Origin of the sequence: Enterobacter cloacae complex sp. GF14B, assembly GCF_004136805.1 — a bacterium.
Lineage (GTDB): Bacteria > Pseudomonadota > Gammaproteobacteria > Enterobacterales > Enterobacteriaceae > Enterobacter > Enterobacter hormaechei_C.
In genome coordinates this window covers 44,756-60,740 of record NZ_QFRV01000022.1, presented here as the reverse complement: position 1 = coordinate 60,740, position 15,985 = coordinate 44,756, and the positions used below count along the sequence as shown (strand labels likewise).

Annotated in this window: 16 protein-coding genes; 11 read left to right on the top strand and 5 right to left on the bottom strand. The window is 56.2% G+C overall.

What is annotated here, in order from left to right; genetic code table 11:
- The 4 genes from kdpC to kdpF all read right to left on the bottom strand — a co-directional run.
- The coding region (gene kdpC / locus DD606_RS10090) for a potassium-transporting ATPase subunit KdpC (protein ID WP_129258579.1) at positions 1-367 on the bottom strand (367 nt) is incomplete at its 3' end.
- 12 nt (positions 368-379) lie between these two features.
- A complete protein-coding gene (gene kdpB, locus DD606_RS10085; protein WP_045335800.1) occupies positions 380-2,428 on the bottom strand; it encodes a potassium-transporting ATPase subunit KdpB in 2,049 nt (682 codons plus the stop codon).
- 18 nt (positions 2,429-2,446) lie between these two features.
- Positions 2,447-4,126: a potassium-transporting ATPase subunit KdpA gene (kdpA, locus tag DD606_RS10080; RefSeq protein ID WP_129258577.1), complete on the bottom strand. Its 1,680-nt coding sequence runs from the start codon at positions 4,124-4,126 to the stop codon at positions 2,447-2,449.
- Positions 4,126-4,215 carry a K(+)-transporting ATPase subunit F gene (gene kdpF, locus DD606_RS10075; RefSeq protein WP_003858638.1) on the bottom strand — a complete coding sequence of 30 codons (90 nt, stop codon included), beginning with the start codon at positions 4,213-4,215 and terminating at the stop codon, positions 4,126-4,128. The genes kdpA and kdpF overlap by 1 nt, the downstream gene beginning before the upstream one ends.
- 310 nt (positions 4,216-4,525) lie before the next feature.
- Here kdpF and DD606_RS10070 point away from each other — a divergent pair, with 310 nt between their 5' ends.
- The 7 genes from DD606_RS10070 to nei all read left to right on the top strand — a co-directional run bounded on the left by DD606_RS10070 (position 4,526) and on the right by nei (position 10,631).
- A complete protein-coding gene (locus DD606_RS10070; RefSeq protein WP_003858637.1) occupies positions 4,526-4,732 on the top strand; it encodes a YbfA family protein in 207 nt (68 codons plus the stop codon).
- A gap of 598 nt (positions 4,733-5,330) precedes the next feature.
- Complete coding sequence (gene phrB, locus DD606_RS10065) at positions 5,331-6,743, top strand: deoxyribodipyrimidine photo-lyase (RefSeq protein WP_129258575.1); 1,413 nt, start codon at positions 5,331-5,333, stop codon at positions 6,741-6,743.
- A 10-nt stretch (positions 6,744-6,753) separates the two neighbouring features.
- Positions 6,754-7,497, top strand: coding sequence for a type 2 GTP cyclohydrolase I (locus tag DD606_RS10060; protein WP_003858635.1), 744 nt, complete (start codon positions 6,754-6,756; stop codon positions 7,495-7,497).
- Between the two features lie 14 nt (positions 7,498-7,511).
- A complete protein-coding gene (gene pxpB / locus DD606_RS10055) occupies positions 7,512-8,168 on the top strand; it encodes a 5-oxoprolinase subunit PxpB (RefSeq protein WP_003858633.1) in 657 nt (218 codons plus the stop codon).
- Positions 8,162-9,094, top strand: a complete 933-nt coding sequence (gene pxpC, locus DD606_RS10050; RefSeq protein WP_129258573.1) for a 5-oxoprolinase subunit PxpC — start codon at positions 8,162-8,164, stop codon at positions 9,092-9,094. The genes pxpB and pxpC overlap by 7 nt, the downstream gene beginning before the upstream one ends.
- Entirely contained in the window at positions 9,081-9,821 is a 741-nt protein-coding gene (gene pxpA / locus DD606_RS10045; RefSeq protein ID WP_003858628.1) for a 5-oxoprolinase subunit PxpA, read from the top strand. Before pxpC ends, pxpA begins: the two co-directional genes overlap by 14 nt.
- Before the next feature lie 18 nt (positions 9,822-9,839).
- On the top strand, positions 9,840-10,631 hold the full coding sequence (nei, locus tag DD606_RS10040; protein ID WP_045332353.1) for an endonuclease VIII: 792 nt from the start codon (positions 9,840-9,842) through the stop codon (positions 10,629-10,631).
- 85 nt (positions 10,632-10,716) lie between these two features.
- On the opposite strand, the gene DD606_RS10035 is transcribed toward nei, so the two are convergent.
- The gene (locus DD606_RS10035; protein WP_003858624.1) at positions 10,717-12,000 is read right to left on the bottom strand and encodes a citrate synthase; all 1,284 of its coding nucleotides are present in this window, start codon (positions 11,998-12,000) and stop codon (positions 10,717-10,719) included.
- A gap of 639 nt (positions 12,001-12,639) precedes the next feature.
- Between DD606_RS10035 and sdhC the strand changes: the two genes are divergently transcribed.
- The 4 genes from sdhC to sdhB are packed head-to-tail and all read left to right on the top strand — an operon-like array spanning position 12,640 to position 15,883.
- On the top strand, positions 12,640-13,044 hold the full coding sequence (gene sdhC, locus DD606_RS10030; protein WP_026080740.1) for a succinate dehydrogenase cytochrome b556 subunit: 405 nt from the start codon (positions 12,640-12,642) through the stop codon (positions 13,042-13,044).
- Complete coding sequence (sdhD, locus tag DD606_RS10025; RefSeq protein ID WP_003858621.1) at positions 13,038-13,385, top strand: succinate dehydrogenase membrane anchor subunit; 348 nt, start codon at positions 13,038-13,040, stop codon at positions 13,383-13,385. Before sdhC ends, sdhD begins: the two co-directional genes overlap by 7 nt.
- On the top strand, positions 13,385-15,151 hold the full coding sequence (gene sdhA / locus DD606_RS10020) for a succinate dehydrogenase flavoprotein subunit (protein ID WP_003858619.1): 1,767 nt from the start codon (positions 13,385-13,387) through the stop codon (positions 15,149-15,151). Before sdhD ends, sdhA begins: the two co-directional genes overlap by 1 nt.
- Before the next feature lie 15 nt (positions 15,152-15,166).
- Entirely contained in the window at positions 15,167-15,883 is a 717-nt protein-coding gene (gene sdhB / locus DD606_RS10015) for a succinate dehydrogenase iron-sulfur subunit SdhB (protein ID WP_003858617.1), read from the top strand.
- The last annotated feature ends 102 nt before the right edge of the window (positions 15,884-15,985 follow it).

Genomic DNA, 15,985 nt, shown 5'->3' with positions numbered 1-15,985 from the left:
CGGTGACCAGCTCAACCGGCACCTCACGGCTGGCCTGCGGATTCGCAGCGCGCAGGGCGGCAACGCGTTCAGCAATGGCTTTGTCCAGGTCAGGGTTACTGCCCGCCAGATTGCTGCCGCCGGAGGCCATTGGATTATACGGGCTTTCCGCAGTGGCGGAAGGGCGTCCCTGGAAGTAGCGTGGGTCCGTAAAGTTCTGCCCAATCAGACGCGAGCCGCGGTTTTCACCGTTCTGGATAATCAGCGAGCCGTTGGCCTGATCCTGAAACCACCACTGGCCCAGCGCGGTAGTCATCAGCGGGTAAAGCCCGCCGGTAATCAGAGACAGCAGAATAAACAACAGTATAGCGGGACGTAACATCGTCATTGGATCCACCTTTTAAACCAGCCCGAACAGCGTTAGCAACATGTCGATAACCTTGATCCCAATAAAGGGCACCACCAGCCCACCCAGACCGTAAATCCACAGGTTACGGCGCAGCATGGCGGCGGCCGTCAGCGGCTTATAGCTCACCCCTTTCAGCGCCAGCGGAATAAGAAAGACAATAATCAGCGCGTTGAAGATCACCGCGCTCAGAATGGCCGAGGCCGGAGAGTGCAGGTGCATCACGTTCAGGGCATTTAGCTGCGGGTAGGTTGCCGCAAACGCCGCCGGAATGATGGCGAAATACTTTGCCACGTCGTTGGCGATACTGAACGTGGTCAGCGAGCCGCGCGTCATCAGCATCTGCTTCCCGATGTGCACCACCTCGATCAGCTTGGTCGGGTTCGAGTCGAGATCCACCATGTTGCCCGCCTCTTTTGCCGCCTGGGTACCGGAGTTCATTGCCACCGCCACGTCGGCCTGCGCCAGCGCCGGGGCGTCGTTGGTGCCGTCGCCGGTCATCGCCACCAGACGACCTTCCGCCTGATACTGGCGAATGAGCGCCAGCTTCGCTTCCGGCGTCGCTTCGGAAAGGAAATCATCCACGCCCGCTTCGGCGGCAATGGCCGCCGCAGTCAGACGGTTATCCCCGGTGATCATCACCGTTTTAATGCCCATCTTACGCATCTGGGCGAAACGCTCTTTTATACCGCCTTTAACGATATCCTTCAGAGCGATCACCCCCAGAACGCTTGCACCTTCCGCCACCACCAGCGGGGTTGCCCCCTGACGCGCCACGCTTTCCACCAGATGGTCGACTTCCGGGGGGAAGTGTCCATTATTGGCTTCAATATGACGGCGAATGGCATCAACGGACCCTTTACGGATCATCCGGTCCTGAATGTTAATGCCGCTCATGCGGGTTTGCGCCGTGAAGGGAACGAACGTGGCGTGCAGGCTTTGTACGTCGCGCTGGCGCAGGTTAAAGCGCTGCTTGGCGAGGATCACGATACTGCGGCCTTCCGGGGTTTCATCGGCCAGCGAGGAAAGCTGCGCCGCGTCAGCCAGCGTTTTTTCATCCACGCCGGGAGCAGGTAAAAAGTCAGAGGCCTGACGATTGCCCAGGGTGATGGTCCCGGTTTTATCCAGCAGCAGCACGTCTACGTCCCCCGCCGCTTCAACGGCGCGTCCGCTGGTGGCGATGACGTTAGCGCCCAGCATACGGCTCATCCCCGCCACGCCAATCGCGGAAAGCAGGCCACCAATAGTGGTGGGGATCAGACAGACCAGCAGGGCGATCAGTACGGTGATGCTGACCGCTGTACCGCCGTAGGCGGAGAAAGGCCACAGGGTCGCCGTTGCCAGCAGGAAGACAATGGTGAGCGCCACCAGCAGAATGGTCAGAGCGATCTCGTTCGGCGTTTTACGACGCTGCGCGCCTTCCACCATGGCGATCATCCGGTCGAGAAAGGTTTCGCCCGGGTTAACGCTGCACTGGATCACCAGCCAGTCGGAAAGAATGCGCGTTCCGCCGGTAACTGAGGCGAAATCTCCGCCCGACTCACGGATCACCGGTGCGGATTCCCCGGTAATGGCGCTTTCGTCTACCGACGCGCCGCCCTCAATCACTTCCCCGTCGCAGGGGATGATGTCGCCGGCTTCCACCAGCACCACGTCACCTTTACGCAGTTCATCCGCCGGTACGTGGTCCATCTGCGCGCCGTATTTAGGTTCGCGTAATTTGCGCGCAAAGGCGGTTTTTTTGACCCCTTTCAGACTGTTGGCCTGCGCTTTACTGCGGCCTTCCGCCAGCGCTTCGGCGAAGTTGGCGAACAGCACGGTAAACCACAGCCACAGGCTGATGGCGCCGGTAAAGGTTGCATTCCCCAAAAGGTGTCCCGTTCCCATGGCAATCGCCAGTACGGTGGTGAGTAAACTTCCAGTCCAGACAATAAACATCACCGGGTTGCGCCACTGGACGCGCGGGCTCAGTTTTTTTACCGCATCCATGAGGGCCTGACGAACTAAGGTCGGTTCGAGCAGGGCCAGTTGTTTACGACTCATGACAAATTCTCCGCAAAATCAGCGTAAAGAGAGATATTCCGCAACCGGGCCTAACGCGAGGGCGGGGATAAAGGTCAGGGCACCTACCAGCAGAACGGTGCCAATCAGCAGGCCGACGAACAGCGCGCCGTGAGTCGGTAACGTACCGGTGGTGGTCGGCTGGATCTTCTTATTCACCAGTGTTCCGGCGATCGCCATGACGGGAATAATCACGCCGAAACGACCGACGAACATGCAGAACGCCAGCAGACAGTTCCAGAACGGTGAGTTGGCGCTTAACCCTGCAAAGGCGCTGCCGTTGTTGTTTGCGGCAGACGAAACGGCGTAAAGCACTTCGCTAAAGCCGTGAATGCCCGGGTTAAAGATGCCGCTGCGCCCGACGTCGGTCATCAGCGCCAGGGCGGTACCGAGCAGCACAAGGGCGGGGGTGACCAGGATCGCCAGCGCGGTTAATTTCATTTCGCGGACGTCGATTTTTTTGCCGAGATATTCCGGCGTGCGGCCGATCATCAGCCCGGCGATAAACACGGCGAGCAGGACGAACAACAGCATGCCGTACAGCCCAGAACCGACCCCACCGAAAACTACCTCGCCAATCTGCATCAGCCACATCGGGATCATGCCGCCAAGCGCGGTGAAAGAGTCATGCATGGCGTTCACCGCCCCGCAGGAGGCCGCCGTGGTGACCACCGCATAGAGACTGCTGGCAAGAATGCCGAAGCGGCTCTCTTTGCCTTCCAGGTTGATATTGCTGTTAGCCCCCAGCTGCATAAAGTGGCTGTTGCCGTACCATTCGGCCCACATCACCAGTGCTACGCAGACCACGAAGATTAACGACATGGCCCACAGCAGCGTACGGCCCTGGCGGCGATCGTTAACTACATCGCCAAAGGCGAAGCAGAGCGCGGTGGGGATCAGGAAGATTGCCAGCATTTGTACAAAATTGGTTAACGCCGTTGGGTTTTCAAACGGATGCGATGAATTGGCGTTGAAGAAGCCGCCCCCATTGGTGCCCAGCATCTTGATTGCTTCCTGCGACGCCACCGGCCCCATTGGCAGGAGTTCCCTGGCCCCTTCAAGCGAGGTGAAAGGGGTATAAGGCAGCAGGTTTTGCAGAGTGCCTTGCTGAATAAAGAACAGGGCAATAATCAGCGCAACAGGCACCAGGATCCAAAGGGTGATGCGTGTGACATCAACCCAGGCGTTGCCGAGAGTGCTGACATTCTGACGGGCAAACGCGCGCGTCAGGGCGAAGATCACCGCGATACCGCTGGCCGCAGAAAGAAAGTTCTGCACGGTTAACCCGGTCATCTGGCTGAAGTAGCTGAGCGTGGTTTCACCGGCGTAAGACTGCCAGTTGGTGTTGGTGACAAAGCTGACCGCCGTGTTCAGTGCCAGATGCCAGGATAACCCCGGTAAATGCTGCGGGTTCAACGGCAGACTGCCCTGGAGTATTAGCAGCGTAAAGAGGGCAATAAGCCCCACGATATTCAGAAGCAGTATCGCCATCAGGTATTGGCGCCAGTTCATTTCCCGGTCGCTGATACCTGAAATGCGCCAGAGCACATTTTCAATACTTCGCGTGCCCGGCAATGGCACGTTGTTTATCAGCCGCGCCAGCGCTGTTCCCAGCGGCCTGGCGAGCACAAACAGTACCAGTAAAAAGCTGGCAATAAGCAAAAACGCCTGAGCAGCCATCAGAATGCCTCCGCATTAATCAGGGCATAAATCAGATAACCCAATAACAGGAACACCAGCACGATGCCGGCAATCAGACCTGCACTCACACTCCACCTCCGGGTGACTTTTGTTGTTGTACAAACGGTAGGATTTGTGGCGCAAAGATTTCGCAAAAATCAGAAGGGCAGGTGTAAAAAAAGTATAAAAAAGGGAAAAGCCACAGTTTAACTATTGGTAAGTAAATCGTTAACTTTTTTGTAACTTAATTACAGGCATGAATGTAAATATTCACGAAATGGATGAAAATAAGTGGTCGGATGAGTAGTAAAATTACAAACAAAGCGGTATTATTTTAACCAGGTCACAGATTTCACATTTTCCGGAGACGGTTTCCGGCCAACTACAGGGGAGAAAAATATGGATCTTTATAAAGAGTTTCCGGCTCATATCATTTTCATGCGTCGCACTTTCGCCGTTGTGGCTGGCGTGCTGGCCCTGCCGGTGATGCTGTTCTGGAAAGATCGCGCACGTTTCTACAGTTACCTGCATCGCGTCTGGGCGAAAACCAGCGAGAAGCCGGTGTGGATGGATCAGGCCGAGAAAGCAACCTGCGATTTCTACTGATACGGTGTGACATCTTAGCCATAAAAAAACCGCCTACAGCAAAGTGGCGGTTTTTTTGTCCCTCGGGATTCGCGGTCCGTTGGGTAATCTTGCAGCCCCTACCCGGGATTTTTATCATACCCTTCTTTAAAAAGTTCGCAATCCACTTCACCTTTATAAATTCCTAATTTTACTGAAATAACTTACTTTTGGCGTTGGTGTTAATTATGATGCCACGTCCCTTTCCGCCATCTCGCAAATGGGCATCGGTCCTGGGAAAGGTGTATCCATAGCCGTAAAGCAGCCCGCCTACCCGGGCTTGTGTCCACCGATTTATCACCGGTGGTGATAGGTGGAGCGGTTAGCAGCAGGGACCGCATAGTGAAACGCTATTTATGCATTGCGTTCACTGTCGCCAGCGCACTCGTTGTAAAGAGTGATAAACCGGATGTGTTTATTGCCTTTACCCCGATAGTGCAGGACAAGTAGCGTTAAGGCCGCCTCGGGCGGCCTTTTTTATTTCATCCCGTCTACACTTCATGGCAAAGTAGTTCAATGCATGCCTTTTTCCTTTTACGGCATGCCCTTACGGACATAATGGACAATTGCCAGGAGTTTTATGCCCACCCATCTGGTTTGGTTTCGCGCGGATTTACGCATTCACGACAACTTCGCTCTCGCGGCGGCCTGCCGCGCTAAAGACGCGAATGTGCTGGCCCTGTTTATCGCCACGCCTGAACAGTGGCGGCAGCATGACATGGCGCCCCGGCAAGCGGCACTGCTCAGCGCGTATCTGAATGACCTGCAACATTCACTGGCCGAAAAAGGCATTCCGCTGATCTATAAAGAGGCCCATGATTTTGCCGCTCAGCGTCAGACGGTGCAGGCAATCTGCCAGCAGTACGCAGTAACGCATCTTTATTACAACTATCAGTATGAATTCAACGAGCAGCAGCGGGATCGTCAGCTGGAGAAATCCCTTGCGGGCGTGGTCTGTGAAGGCTTTGATGACAGCGTGATGCTCGCGCCTGGCAGCGTAATGACCGGCAGTCACGAGATGTATAAAGTTTTCACGCCGTTTAAAAATGCCTTTATCAAACGCCTGAAAGAGGGACTACCTGAGTGCGTTACCGCCCCGTCCGTGAGAGGGGAAACGATAACGGATCTGCCGGCGATCAGGCTGAATTATCCCCAGCAGTCGTTCGATGAAACAGTATTCCCCGCCAGCGAGAAAGCGGCTATCGCCCGGTTGCGTCAGTTCTGCGCGCAGGGGGCGTCGGAGTACAAGGCGCGTCGGGATTTTCCAGCGATTGAAGGCACCAGCCGCTTGTCGGCCTGTCTAGCGCTGGGCGCGCTCTCTCCGCGCCAGTGTTTACATCGCCTGCTGGCGGAACAGCCTCAGGCGTTAGACGGGGGGGCGGGCGCAGTGTGGCTGAACGAACTGATCTGGCGTGAGTTCTATCGCCATCTGATGACGTATCATCCTGATTTGTGTAAACATCGGCCCTTTATTCGTTGGACCGAACAGGTACAGTGGCAGTCGAATGAGAAGCTGCTTAAGGCATGGCAGCATGGGCTTACCGGCTTCCCGATTGTTGATGCGGCTATGCGGCAGCTCAATGAAACCGGGTGGATGCATAACCGTCTGCGTATGATTACCGCCAGCTTCCTGGTGAAGGATCTGCTTATCGACTGGCGAACCGGAGAGCGTTATTTTATCTCTCAGCTGATCGATGGCGATCTGGCGGCGAATAACGGCGGCTGGCAGTGGGCGGCCTCCACCGGAACGGATGCGGCTCCCTATTTTCGGATCTTCAATCCGACCACGCAGGGACAACGATTTGACGCCGACGGCGAGTTTATCCGCCGCTGGCTGCCTGAGCTTAAGGATGTCCCGGCCAAAGCCATTCATGAACCCTGGGTATGGGCGGATAAACAGCGTGTTACCCTGAACTATCCCCGTCCCATTGTCGACCATAAACAGGCGCGCGTCGCCACGCTGGCGGCGTACGAAGCCGCCCGAAAAGTTTGAGAGAATGATGATGAAAAACAGTGAACTGGAACGCCTGATTAACGAAAAACTCAACACGGCTTCGTTTAGCGACTACGGCCCGAATGGCTTGCAGGTGGAGGGGCGCGAGACGGTGCAAAAAATCATCACCGGCGTGACGGCAAGCCAGGCGCTGCTGGATGAGGCGGTGCGTCAGGAAGCCGATGCGGTGATTGTCCACCACGGTTATTTCTGGAAAAACGAATCACCGATTATTCGCGGCATGAAGCGCAACCGACTCAAAACGCTGCTGGCGAATGACATCAACCTGTACGGCTATCACCTGCCGCTCGATGCGCATCCTGAGCTGGGGAACAACGTTCAGCTTGCGCAGCTGCTGGGGATTACCGTGATGGGTGAAATTGAACCCCTGGTGCCGTGGGGCGAACTGTCGATGCCAGTTCCGGGTCTGGAGCTGGCTTCGTGGATCGAAGCGCGCCTGGGGCGTCGTCCGCTGTGGTGCGGCGACACCGGGCCGGATACCGTGAAGCGCGTGGCATGGTGCACCGGCGGCGGCCAGGGCTTTATTGACAGCGCGGCGCGTTTTGGTGTCGACGCCTTCATTACCGGCGAAGTCTCCGAGCAGACTATCCACTCAGCCCGTGAACAAGGCCTGCATTTTTACGCGGCGGGCCATCACGCCACCGAGCGTGGCGGCATCCGCGCCCTCAGCGAGTGGCTGACGGAAAATACCGATCTGGATGTGACGTTTATTGATATCCCTAATCCGGCCTGATGAGAGGTAGTTAAGTGCAGCGAGCGCGTTGTTATCTTCTGGGTGAAACCGCAGTGGTTCTGGAACTTGAGCCTCCGGTGACGCTTGCCACGCAAAAGCGTATCTGGCGTCTGGCTCAGCGACTGCCCGAGCTACCCGGCGTGGTTGAAGCTATTCCGGGTATGAATAATATCACCGTGGTGCTGCGTGATCCGCACACGGGGGCGCTGGATGCCATTGAGCGTCTGCAACGCTGGTGGGAGGAGAGCGAGGCGCTGGAGCCGGAATCGCGGACGATTGAGATCCCGGTTGTCTATGGCGGCAAGGGAGGCCCCGACCTTGGCGTGGTGGCCGAGCACTGTGGATTAACGGAGAAGCAGGTTGTGGAGCTGCATAGCTCAGTCGACTATGTTGTCTGGTTTTTGGGATTTCAGCCGGGTTTCCCCTATCTGGGCGGGTTATCGCCCCAGCTGCATACGCCGCGCCGGGCTGAGCCGCGCCTGAGCGTACCGGCGGGCAGCGTGGCGATTGGTGGCGAGCAAACGGGAATTTATCCGCTCGCTTCACCGGGAGGCTGGCAGCTGATTGGGCACACGTCCACGCCGTTATTTGAACCAGGCCAGGACGCGCCCATACTCCTGCGGCCGGGGGATACGCTGCGCTTTATCCCGCAGAAGGAGGGAGTATGTTAACGCTTATTCGCGCAGGGCTTTACACCTCGGTACAGGATGCCGGGCGTTTTGGGCTGCGTCAGTCGGGCGTGAGCTACTGCGGTGCGCTTGATCGTCCCTCGCTGGAAATTGCCAACCTGCTGGTAGGTAACGCAGGCAGCACGGCGGTGTTAGAAATTACGCTGGGTCAGTGCGTGATTGAGTTTGGTCAGGAAACCTGGTTTGCCTTAACCGGCGCGGGCTGTGACGCAACGCTGGACGGCAAAGCGGTGTGGACCGGCTGGCGCCTGCGGGCGAAGGCCGGGCAGCGTCTGACGCTCAAGCGTCCTCTGCACGGCGTGCGCAGCTATCTTGCGGTAGCGGGGGGGATCGACGTGCCGGAGGTGCTGGGCTCATCCAGCACCGACCAGAAAGCGGGAATGGGCGGCCATGAAGGACGGCTGCTGCGCGACGGCGATCGTCTGCGAATAAAGACCTCAACGCGCCATTTCACCACCACGCAGGGCGTGAAACAGCTGCTGTGGGGGAACGTGATCCGCGCCTTACCAGGACCGGAATACCAGGAGTTTGATGAAGCCGCGAAAGAGTCTTTCTGGCGCTCGCCGTGGAAGATCAGCCCGCAGAGTAACCGCATGGGTTACCGGCTTCAGGGACAGCCGCTGACCCGCACGACTGACCGGGAGCTGCTTTCCCATGGTCTGTTGCCGGGGGTGATTCAGGTGCCAGGCAACGGACAGCCCATTGTACTGATGAACGATGCGCAAACCACGGGAGGATATCCGCGTATTGCCTGCATTATCGAAGCGGATCGCTACCATCTGGCGCAAATTCCTCTCGGTCAGCCAATTCATTTTGTGCAGTGTTCGCTGGAGGAGGCACTGAAAGCCCGGCAGGATCAGCAGCGTTATCTCGAACAGCTGGCGTGGAGGCTCGATGGTAAAGATTGATTTAAACGCCGATTTGGGAGAGGGCAGCAGCGCCGATGCGGCGCTGATGACGCTGGTCTCCTCGGTGAATATCGCCTGCGGGTTTCATGCCGGCGATGCGCAGACCATGCTGGCGAGCGTGCGCAATGCCATGAAAAACGGCGTGGCGATAGGCGCTCACCCCAGCTTTCCGGACCGGGAAAACTTTGGCCGCACGGCGATGGATCTGCCGCCTGAGACGGTTTACGCGCAAATGCTCTACCAGATCGGCGCGCTGGAGGCGATAGTGCGCGCTGAGAATGGCGTGTTGCGCCACGTCAAGCCGCACGGCATGCTCTATAACCAGGCGGCGAAAGATCCGGTGCTGGCGGATGCCATTGCCCGCGCGGTGCGGGACTGCAATCCGCGTCTGGTGCTGGTGGGCCTGGCGGGCAGCGAGCTTATTCGTGCCGGCGAACGGCTGGGGCTGAGCACGCGGCAGGAAGTGTTTGCCGATCGGGGATACCTGCCGGACGGCAGCCTGGTTCCGCGCACGCGGGCCGGTGCGCTGATCACCGACGAAGGTAAAGCGCTGGCGCAGACGCTGGAGATGGTGCGCTTCGGGCGAGTAACCTCAACGGAGGGGACAACGGCAAACGTTCAGGCTGATACGGTGTGCTTACACGGTGACGGCGAGCATGCGCTCCAGTTTGCGCGACGCCTGCGGGCGGCGTTCTCGGAAGAGGGCATTGTTGTCAGCGCAGAATAATCATGAAAGGACAATAACATGCCAGAAGGTCCGGAGATCCGCCGCGCGGCGGATAGCCTGGAGGCGGCGATAAAGGGTAAACCTCTGACACACGTCTGGTTTGCCTTTCCTCAACTCAAACCGTTTGAAGCGCAGCTGGTGGGACAGACGGTGACCCACATTGAAACGCGCGGCAAAGCGTTACTCACCCACTTTTCCCATAACCTGACGTTATACAGCCATAATCAGCTTTACGGCGTCTGGCGGGTGGTGGAGGCGGACGAGCAGCCGCAAACGACCCGCGTGCTGCGCGTGCGGCTACAAACGGCGGATAAGGCGATCCTGCTCTACAGCGCTTCTGATATCGAAATGTTAACGCCGGAGCAGTTGCTCACGCACCCGTTCTTACAGCGGGTTGGGCCGGACGTTCTGGATATGCGCCTGACGGCGAGCGATGTGAAGGCCCGGCTGCTATCGCCCACATTCCGCAACCGGCAGTTTTCCGGCCTGTTCCTTGACCAGGCCTTTCTCGCCGGGCTTGGCAACTACCTGCGGGTGGAGATCCTCTGGGAAGTCGGGCTGGCACCGCAGCACAAAGCTTCTCAGCTGAGCGATGAACAGCTGGAGGCGCTGTCCCACGCGCTGCTGGACATCCCGCGGCTGTCGTACAACACGCGTGGCATCGTAGATGAAAACAAGCACCACGGGGCGCTGTTCCGGTTCAAGGTGTTTCATCGGGCGGGGAAGAAGTGCGAGCGGTGCGGCGGGATTATCGACAGGATTATGCTCTCTTCGAGACCCTTTTACTGGTGTCCACATTGTCAAAAATAAACAAGCCGGGTGGCGGCTACGCCTTACCCGGCCTACGTTTCGCATTTGTAGGCCCGGTAAGCGGTAGCGCCACCGGGCTTAACTTTTAGCGCTTCAGGTCAGACTTAAAATCACGCTGCTCGTAGCCGGTATACAGCTGACGAGGACGGGCGATTTTCATGCCTTCGCTGTGCATTTCGTTCCAGTGCGCAATCCAGCCCACGGTACGCGCCATGGCGAAGATCACGGTGAACATGGAAGACGGAATGCCCATCGCTTTCAGAATAATGCCAGAGTAGAAATCGACGTTCGGGTAGAGTTTCTTCTCGATGAAGTACGGGTCGTTCAGCGCGATGTGTTCCAGCTCCATCGCCACTTCCAGCAGATCATCTTTGGTGCCCAGCTCTTTCAGCACTTCGTGGCAGGTCTCACGCATGACGGTCGCGCGAGGGTCGTAGTTTTTGTAAACACGATGACCGAAGCCCATCAGACGGAAGGAGTCATTCTTGTCTTTCGCGCGGCGCACGAACTCAGGAATATGCTCAACGGAGCTGATCTCTTCCAGCATCTTCAGTGCTGCTTCGTTCGCGCCGCCGTGCGCCGGTCCCCACAGGGAGGCGATACCCGCAGCGATACAGGCGAACGGGTTCGCGCCGGAAGAGCCTGCGGTACGGACGGTAGAGGTCGAGGCGTTCTGTTCGTGGTCAGCGTGCAGGATCAGAATACGGTCCATTGCGCGTTCCAGCACCGGGTTCACTTCATACTCTTCGCACGGCGTGGAGAACATCATGCGCAGGAAGTTACCCGCGTAGGAGAGGTCGTTGCGTGGATACACAAACGGCTGACCGATAGAGTATTTGTAACACATCGCCGCCATGGTAGGCATTTTGGAGAGCAGACGGAACGCCGCGATATCACGGTGACGTGGGTTATTCACGTCCAGAGAATCGTGGTAGAACGCCGCCAGCGCACCGGTAATACCGCACATAACCGCCATCGGATGAGAGTCACGACGGAACGCATGGAACAGACGGGTAATCTGCTCATGGATCATGGTGTGACGGGTCACGGTGGTTTTAAATTCATCGTATTGAGCCTGCGTCGGTTTTTCGCCGTTCAGCAGGATGTAGCACACTTCCAGATAGTTGGATTCGGTGGCTAACTGATCGATGGGGAAGCCGCGATGGAGCAGGATACCTTCGTCACCGTCAATGTAGGTGATTTTGGATTCGCAAGATGCGGTGGAGGTGAATCCAGGGTCAAAGGTGAATACCCCTTTGGAACCCAGCGTACGGATATCAATAACATCCTGACCGAGCGTGCCTTTTAGCACATCCAGTTCAATAGCATCATCACCATTTAGGGTGAGTTTTGCCTTTGTATCAGCCATTTACGGTCTCCTTAGCGCCTTATGCTTAAGACTGCGCTTTACCGGATTTGCTTTCAGCTGTTAATCATCGTTACCAGATTGTTATTTGGCTTACCGCTCAGCTCACGAGGAGAAACCAGGGTACAGAGCTATGGCGCCTTGCAGGTAAACGAATGAAATATCAGTGAAACAACAGCAAATCAGCGTTTTTGCAGTCCGAATTATTCAAACCTGTATATCACTAATAACTGTCCTGATAACTTCGGTCAATACCATCACACTGTTACATAACTATTTGTCAGGTGAAAGAGAGACCTCATAACTTTTGCGCATTATATGCCTTTTCTGATGACGTTTGTAACAATATTGTTTAACATTTGTCAAATCAGATGATTAAAATTTAAAAAGATGTTGTTATCGTGACCCCGATCACTGTTCCAGAGAAAACCCAACAAACTGTATGTAGGTTAATTGTAATGATTTTGTGAACGGCCTATACTGCCGCCAGGTCTCCGGAACACCCTGCAATCCCGAGCCACCCAGCGTTGTAACGTGTCGTTTTAGCATTTGGAAGCAATGTTTTGCATGACGCGCAGTTATAGAAAAGGAACGCTGTCTGACCCGCATCGCAGTCCGGAGGAAGGAAACAATAAGAACAGCATGTGGGCGTTATTCATGATAAGAAATGTGAAAAAACAAAGACCTGTCAATCTGGATCTCAAAACGATCCGATTCCCTGTAACAGCAATAGCGTCCATTCTGCACCGTGTTTCTGGTGTGATTACGTTTGTGGCGGTCGGTATCTTGCTGTGGTTACTGGGAACCAGCCTCTCATCCCCTGAAGGTTTCCTCCAGGCCTCAGCCATCATGAACAGCTTCTTCGTGAAATTTATCATGTGGGGCATTCTGACCGCGCTGGCCTATCACGTGGTTGGTGGCGTTCGCCATATGCTGATGGACTTTGGCTACCTGGAAGAGACGTTCGAGGCCGGTAAACGTACCGCTAACATTTCATTTGTGATCACTGTCGTGCTTTCACTTCTCGCAGGAGTTCTCGTATGGTAAGCAACGCCTCCGCATTAGGACGCAACGGCGTACATGACTTCATCCTGGTCCGTGCTACCGCCATCGTTCTCACCCTTTACATCATCTATATGATCGGTTTCTTCGCGACCAGCGGGACGCTGACGTGGGAAATCTGGAGTGGTTTCTTCGGATCGGCCTTCACCAAAGTGTTCACCCTGCTGGCCCTGTTCTCCATCCTTATTCATGCCTGGATTGGCATGTGGCAGGTGTTGACCGATTACGTTAAACCGCTGGCGATTCGCCTTCCGCTGCAACTGATTATTGTTGTTGCTCTGCTGGTTTACGTCATTTATGGATTTGTTGTGGTGTGGGGTGTGTAATGAAACTGCCAGTCAGAGAATTTGATGCTGTTGTGATTGGTGCGGGTGGCGCAGGTATGCGCGCCGCACTGCAAATTTCCCAGAGCGGCCAGACCTGTGCGCTGCTCTCTAAAGTATTCCCGACCCGTTCCCACACAGTGTCTGCGCAGGGCGGTATCACCGTTGCGCTGGGTAATTCCCATGAAGATAACTGGGAATGGCACATGTACGATACGGTAAAAGGTTCCGATTACATCGGTGACCAGGATGCCATCGAATATATGTGTAAAACCGGCCCGGAAGCGATTCTGGAGCTGGACCACATGGGTCTGCCGTTCTCCCGTCTGGAAAATGGCACCATCTATCAGCGTCCGTTTGGCGGCCAGTCGAAAAACTTCGGCGGCGAGCAGGCGGCACGTACCGCAGCGGCGGCTGACCGTACCGGCCACGCGCTGCTGCACACGTTATATCAGCAGAACCTGAAAAACCACACCACCATCTTCTCCGAGTGGTATGCGCTGGATCTGGTGAAAAACGCCGATGGCGCCGTGGTGGGTTGTACCGCCCTGTGCATCGAAACTGGTGAAGTGGTCTACTTCAAAGCCCGCGCTACGGTGCTGGCGACCGGCGGTGCAGGCCGTATTTACCAGTCCACCACCAACGCCCACATCAACACCGGTGATGGTGTCGGTATGGCTATCCGCGCGGGCGTGCCGGTGCAGGACATGGAGATGTGGCAGTTCCACCCAACCGGTATCGCCGGGGCGGGCGTACTGGTGACAGAAGGCTGCCGTGGTGAAGGTGGCTACCTGCTGAACAAACATGGCGAGCGCTTCATGGAGCGTTATGCGCCAAACGCGAAAGACCTGGCGGGCCGTGACGTGGTGGCGCGTTCCATCATGATCGAAATTCGTGAAGGCCGCGGCTGTGACGGCCCTTGGGGTCCACACGCGAAGCTGAAACTCGACCATCTGGGTAAAGAAGTGCTGGAATCCCGTCTGCCGGGCATTCTGGAGCTGTCCCGCACCTTCGCGCACGTCGACCCGGTGAAAGAGCCAATTCCGGTTATCCCAACCTGTCACTACATGATGGGCGGTATTCCGACCAAAGTGACCGGTCAGGCGCTGACCGTGAACGAGCAGGGCGAAGACGTGGTCATCCCAGGCCTGTTCGCGGTAGGCGAAATAGCCTGCGTATCCGTGCACGGCGCAAACCGTCTGGGCGGCAACTCCCTGCTGGACCTGGTGGTATTTGGTCGTGCGGTGGGGCTGCATCTCCAGGAATCTATTGCCGAGCAGGGCGCGCTGCGTGATGCGACCGACGACGAAATTGATGCCTCTCTTGAGCGCCTCAACCGCTGGAACGGCAACCGTAACGGCGAAGATCCGGTGGAAATTCGTAAAGCGCTGCAAGAGTGTATGCAGCACAACTTCTCGGTATTCCGTGAAGGTGACGCGATGGCCAAAGGGCTTGAGCAGCTGAAAGCGATTCGCGAGCGTCTGAAGAATGCCCGTCTGGACGATACCTCCAGCGAGTTCAACACCCAGCGCGTTGAGTGCCTTGAGCTGGATAACCTGATGGAAACCGCGTTCGCCACTGCGATGTCGGCAAACTTCCGTACCGAAAGCCGTGGCGCCCATAGCCGCTTCGACTTCCCGGATCGTGATGACGAAAACTGGCTGTGCCATTCCCTGTATCTGCCAGAGTCGGAAACCATGACGCGTCGTAGCGTTAATATGGAACCGAAACTGCGTCCGGCGTTCCCGCCGAAGATTCGTACTTACTAATGCGGAGACAGGATAATGAAACTCGAATTCTCAGTTTATCGTTATAACCCGGATGTAGACGATGCTCCGCGTATGCAGGATTACACCCTCGAAGCGGAAGAAGGTCGCGACATGATGCTGCTGGATGCCTTAATCCAGCTGAAAGAGAAAGATCCTACGCTGTCGTTCCGCCGCTCCTGCCGTGAAGGGGTGTGTGGTTCTGACGGTGTGAACATGAACGGCAAAAATGGCCTGGCCTGCATCACGCCAATTTCTGCGCTAAACCGCCCTGGCCAGAAAATTGTTATCCGTCCTCTGCCTGGCCTGCCGGTCGTGCGTGATTTGGTGGTGGACATGGGGCAATTCTATGCACAATATGAGAAGATTAAGCCTTACTTATTGAATAATGGGCAAAATCCACCCGCTCGCGAGCACTTACAGTCTCCTGAGCAGCGTGAAAAACTCGATGGGTTGTACGAGTGTATTCTCTGTGCATGCTGTTCAACGTCATGCCCGTCGTTCTGGTGGAATCCGGATAAATTTATCGGCCCTGCGGGTCTGCTGGCTGCCTATCGCTTCCTGATCGACAGCCGCGATACCGAAACCGAGAATCGTCTGGAAGGGCTAAGTGACGCTTTCAGCGTATTCCGCTGCCATAGCATCATGAACTGCGTCAGTGTGTGTCCTAAGGGGCTGAACCCAACGCGCGCCATCGGCCATATTAAGTCGATGTTGTTGCAGCGCAGTGCGTAAGTAGTGAGAGGGGAGCGCTGTTCCCCTCACCCTAACCCTCTCCCAAAGGGAGAGGGGACAGATTGCAGAAACCTTTAAAAACTGCCCTGAAGTTTAGACAGT

What these genes read in the sequence shown, in the direction of transcription:
- kdpB (WP_045335800.1), bottom strand. Translation starts at nt 2,428, where the DNA reads ATGAGTCGTAAACAACTGGCCCTGCTCGAACCGACCTTAGTTCGTCAG.
- kdpA (WP_129258577.1), bottom strand. Translation starts at nt 4,126, where the DNA reads ATGGCTGCTCAGGCGTTTTTGCTTATTGCCAGCTTTTTACTGGTACTG.
- DD606_RS10070 (WP_003858637.1), top strand. Translation starts at nt 4,526, where the DNA reads ATGGATCTTTATAAAGAGTTTCCGGCTCATATCATTTTCATGCGTCGC.
- phrB (WP_129258575.1), top strand. Translation starts at nt 5,331, where the DNA reads ATGCCCACCCATCTGGTTTGGTTTCGCGCGGATTTACGCATTCACGAC.
- DD606_RS10060 (WP_003858635.1), top strand. Translation starts at nt 6,754, where the DNA reads ATGAAAAACAGTGAACTGGAACGCCTGATTAACGAAAAACTCAACACG.
- pxpC (WP_129258573.1), top strand. Translation starts at nt 8,162, where the DNA reads ATGTTAACGCTTATTCGCGCAGGGCTTTACACCTCGGTACAGGATGCC.
- pxpA (WP_003858628.1), top strand. Translation starts at nt 9,081, where the DNA reads ATGGTAAAGATTGATTTAAACGCCGATTTGGGAGAGGGCAGCAGCGCC.
- nei (WP_045332353.1), top strand. Translation starts at nt 9,840, where the DNA reads ATGCCAGAAGGTCCGGAGATCCGCCGCGCGGCGGATAGCCTGGAGGCG.
- DD606_RS10035 (WP_003858624.1), bottom strand. Translation starts at nt 12,000, where the DNA reads ATGGCTGATACAAAGGCAAAACTCACCCTAAATGGTGATGATGCTATT.
- sdhC (WP_026080740.1), top strand. Translation starts at nt 12,640, where the DNA reads ATGTGGGCGTTATTCATGATAAGAAATGTGAAAAAACAAAGACCTGTC.
- sdhD (WP_003858621.1), top strand. Translation starts at nt 13,038, where the DNA reads ATGGTAAGCAACGCCTCCGCATTAGGACGCAACGGCGTACATGACTTC.
- sdhA (WP_003858619.1), top strand. Translation starts at nt 13,385, where the DNA reads ATGAAACTGCCAGTCAGAGAATTTGATGCTGTTGTGATTGGTGCGGGT.
- sdhB (WP_003858617.1), top strand. Translation starts at nt 15,167, where the DNA reads ATGAAACTCGAATTCTCAGTTTATCGTTATAACCCGGATGTAGACGAT.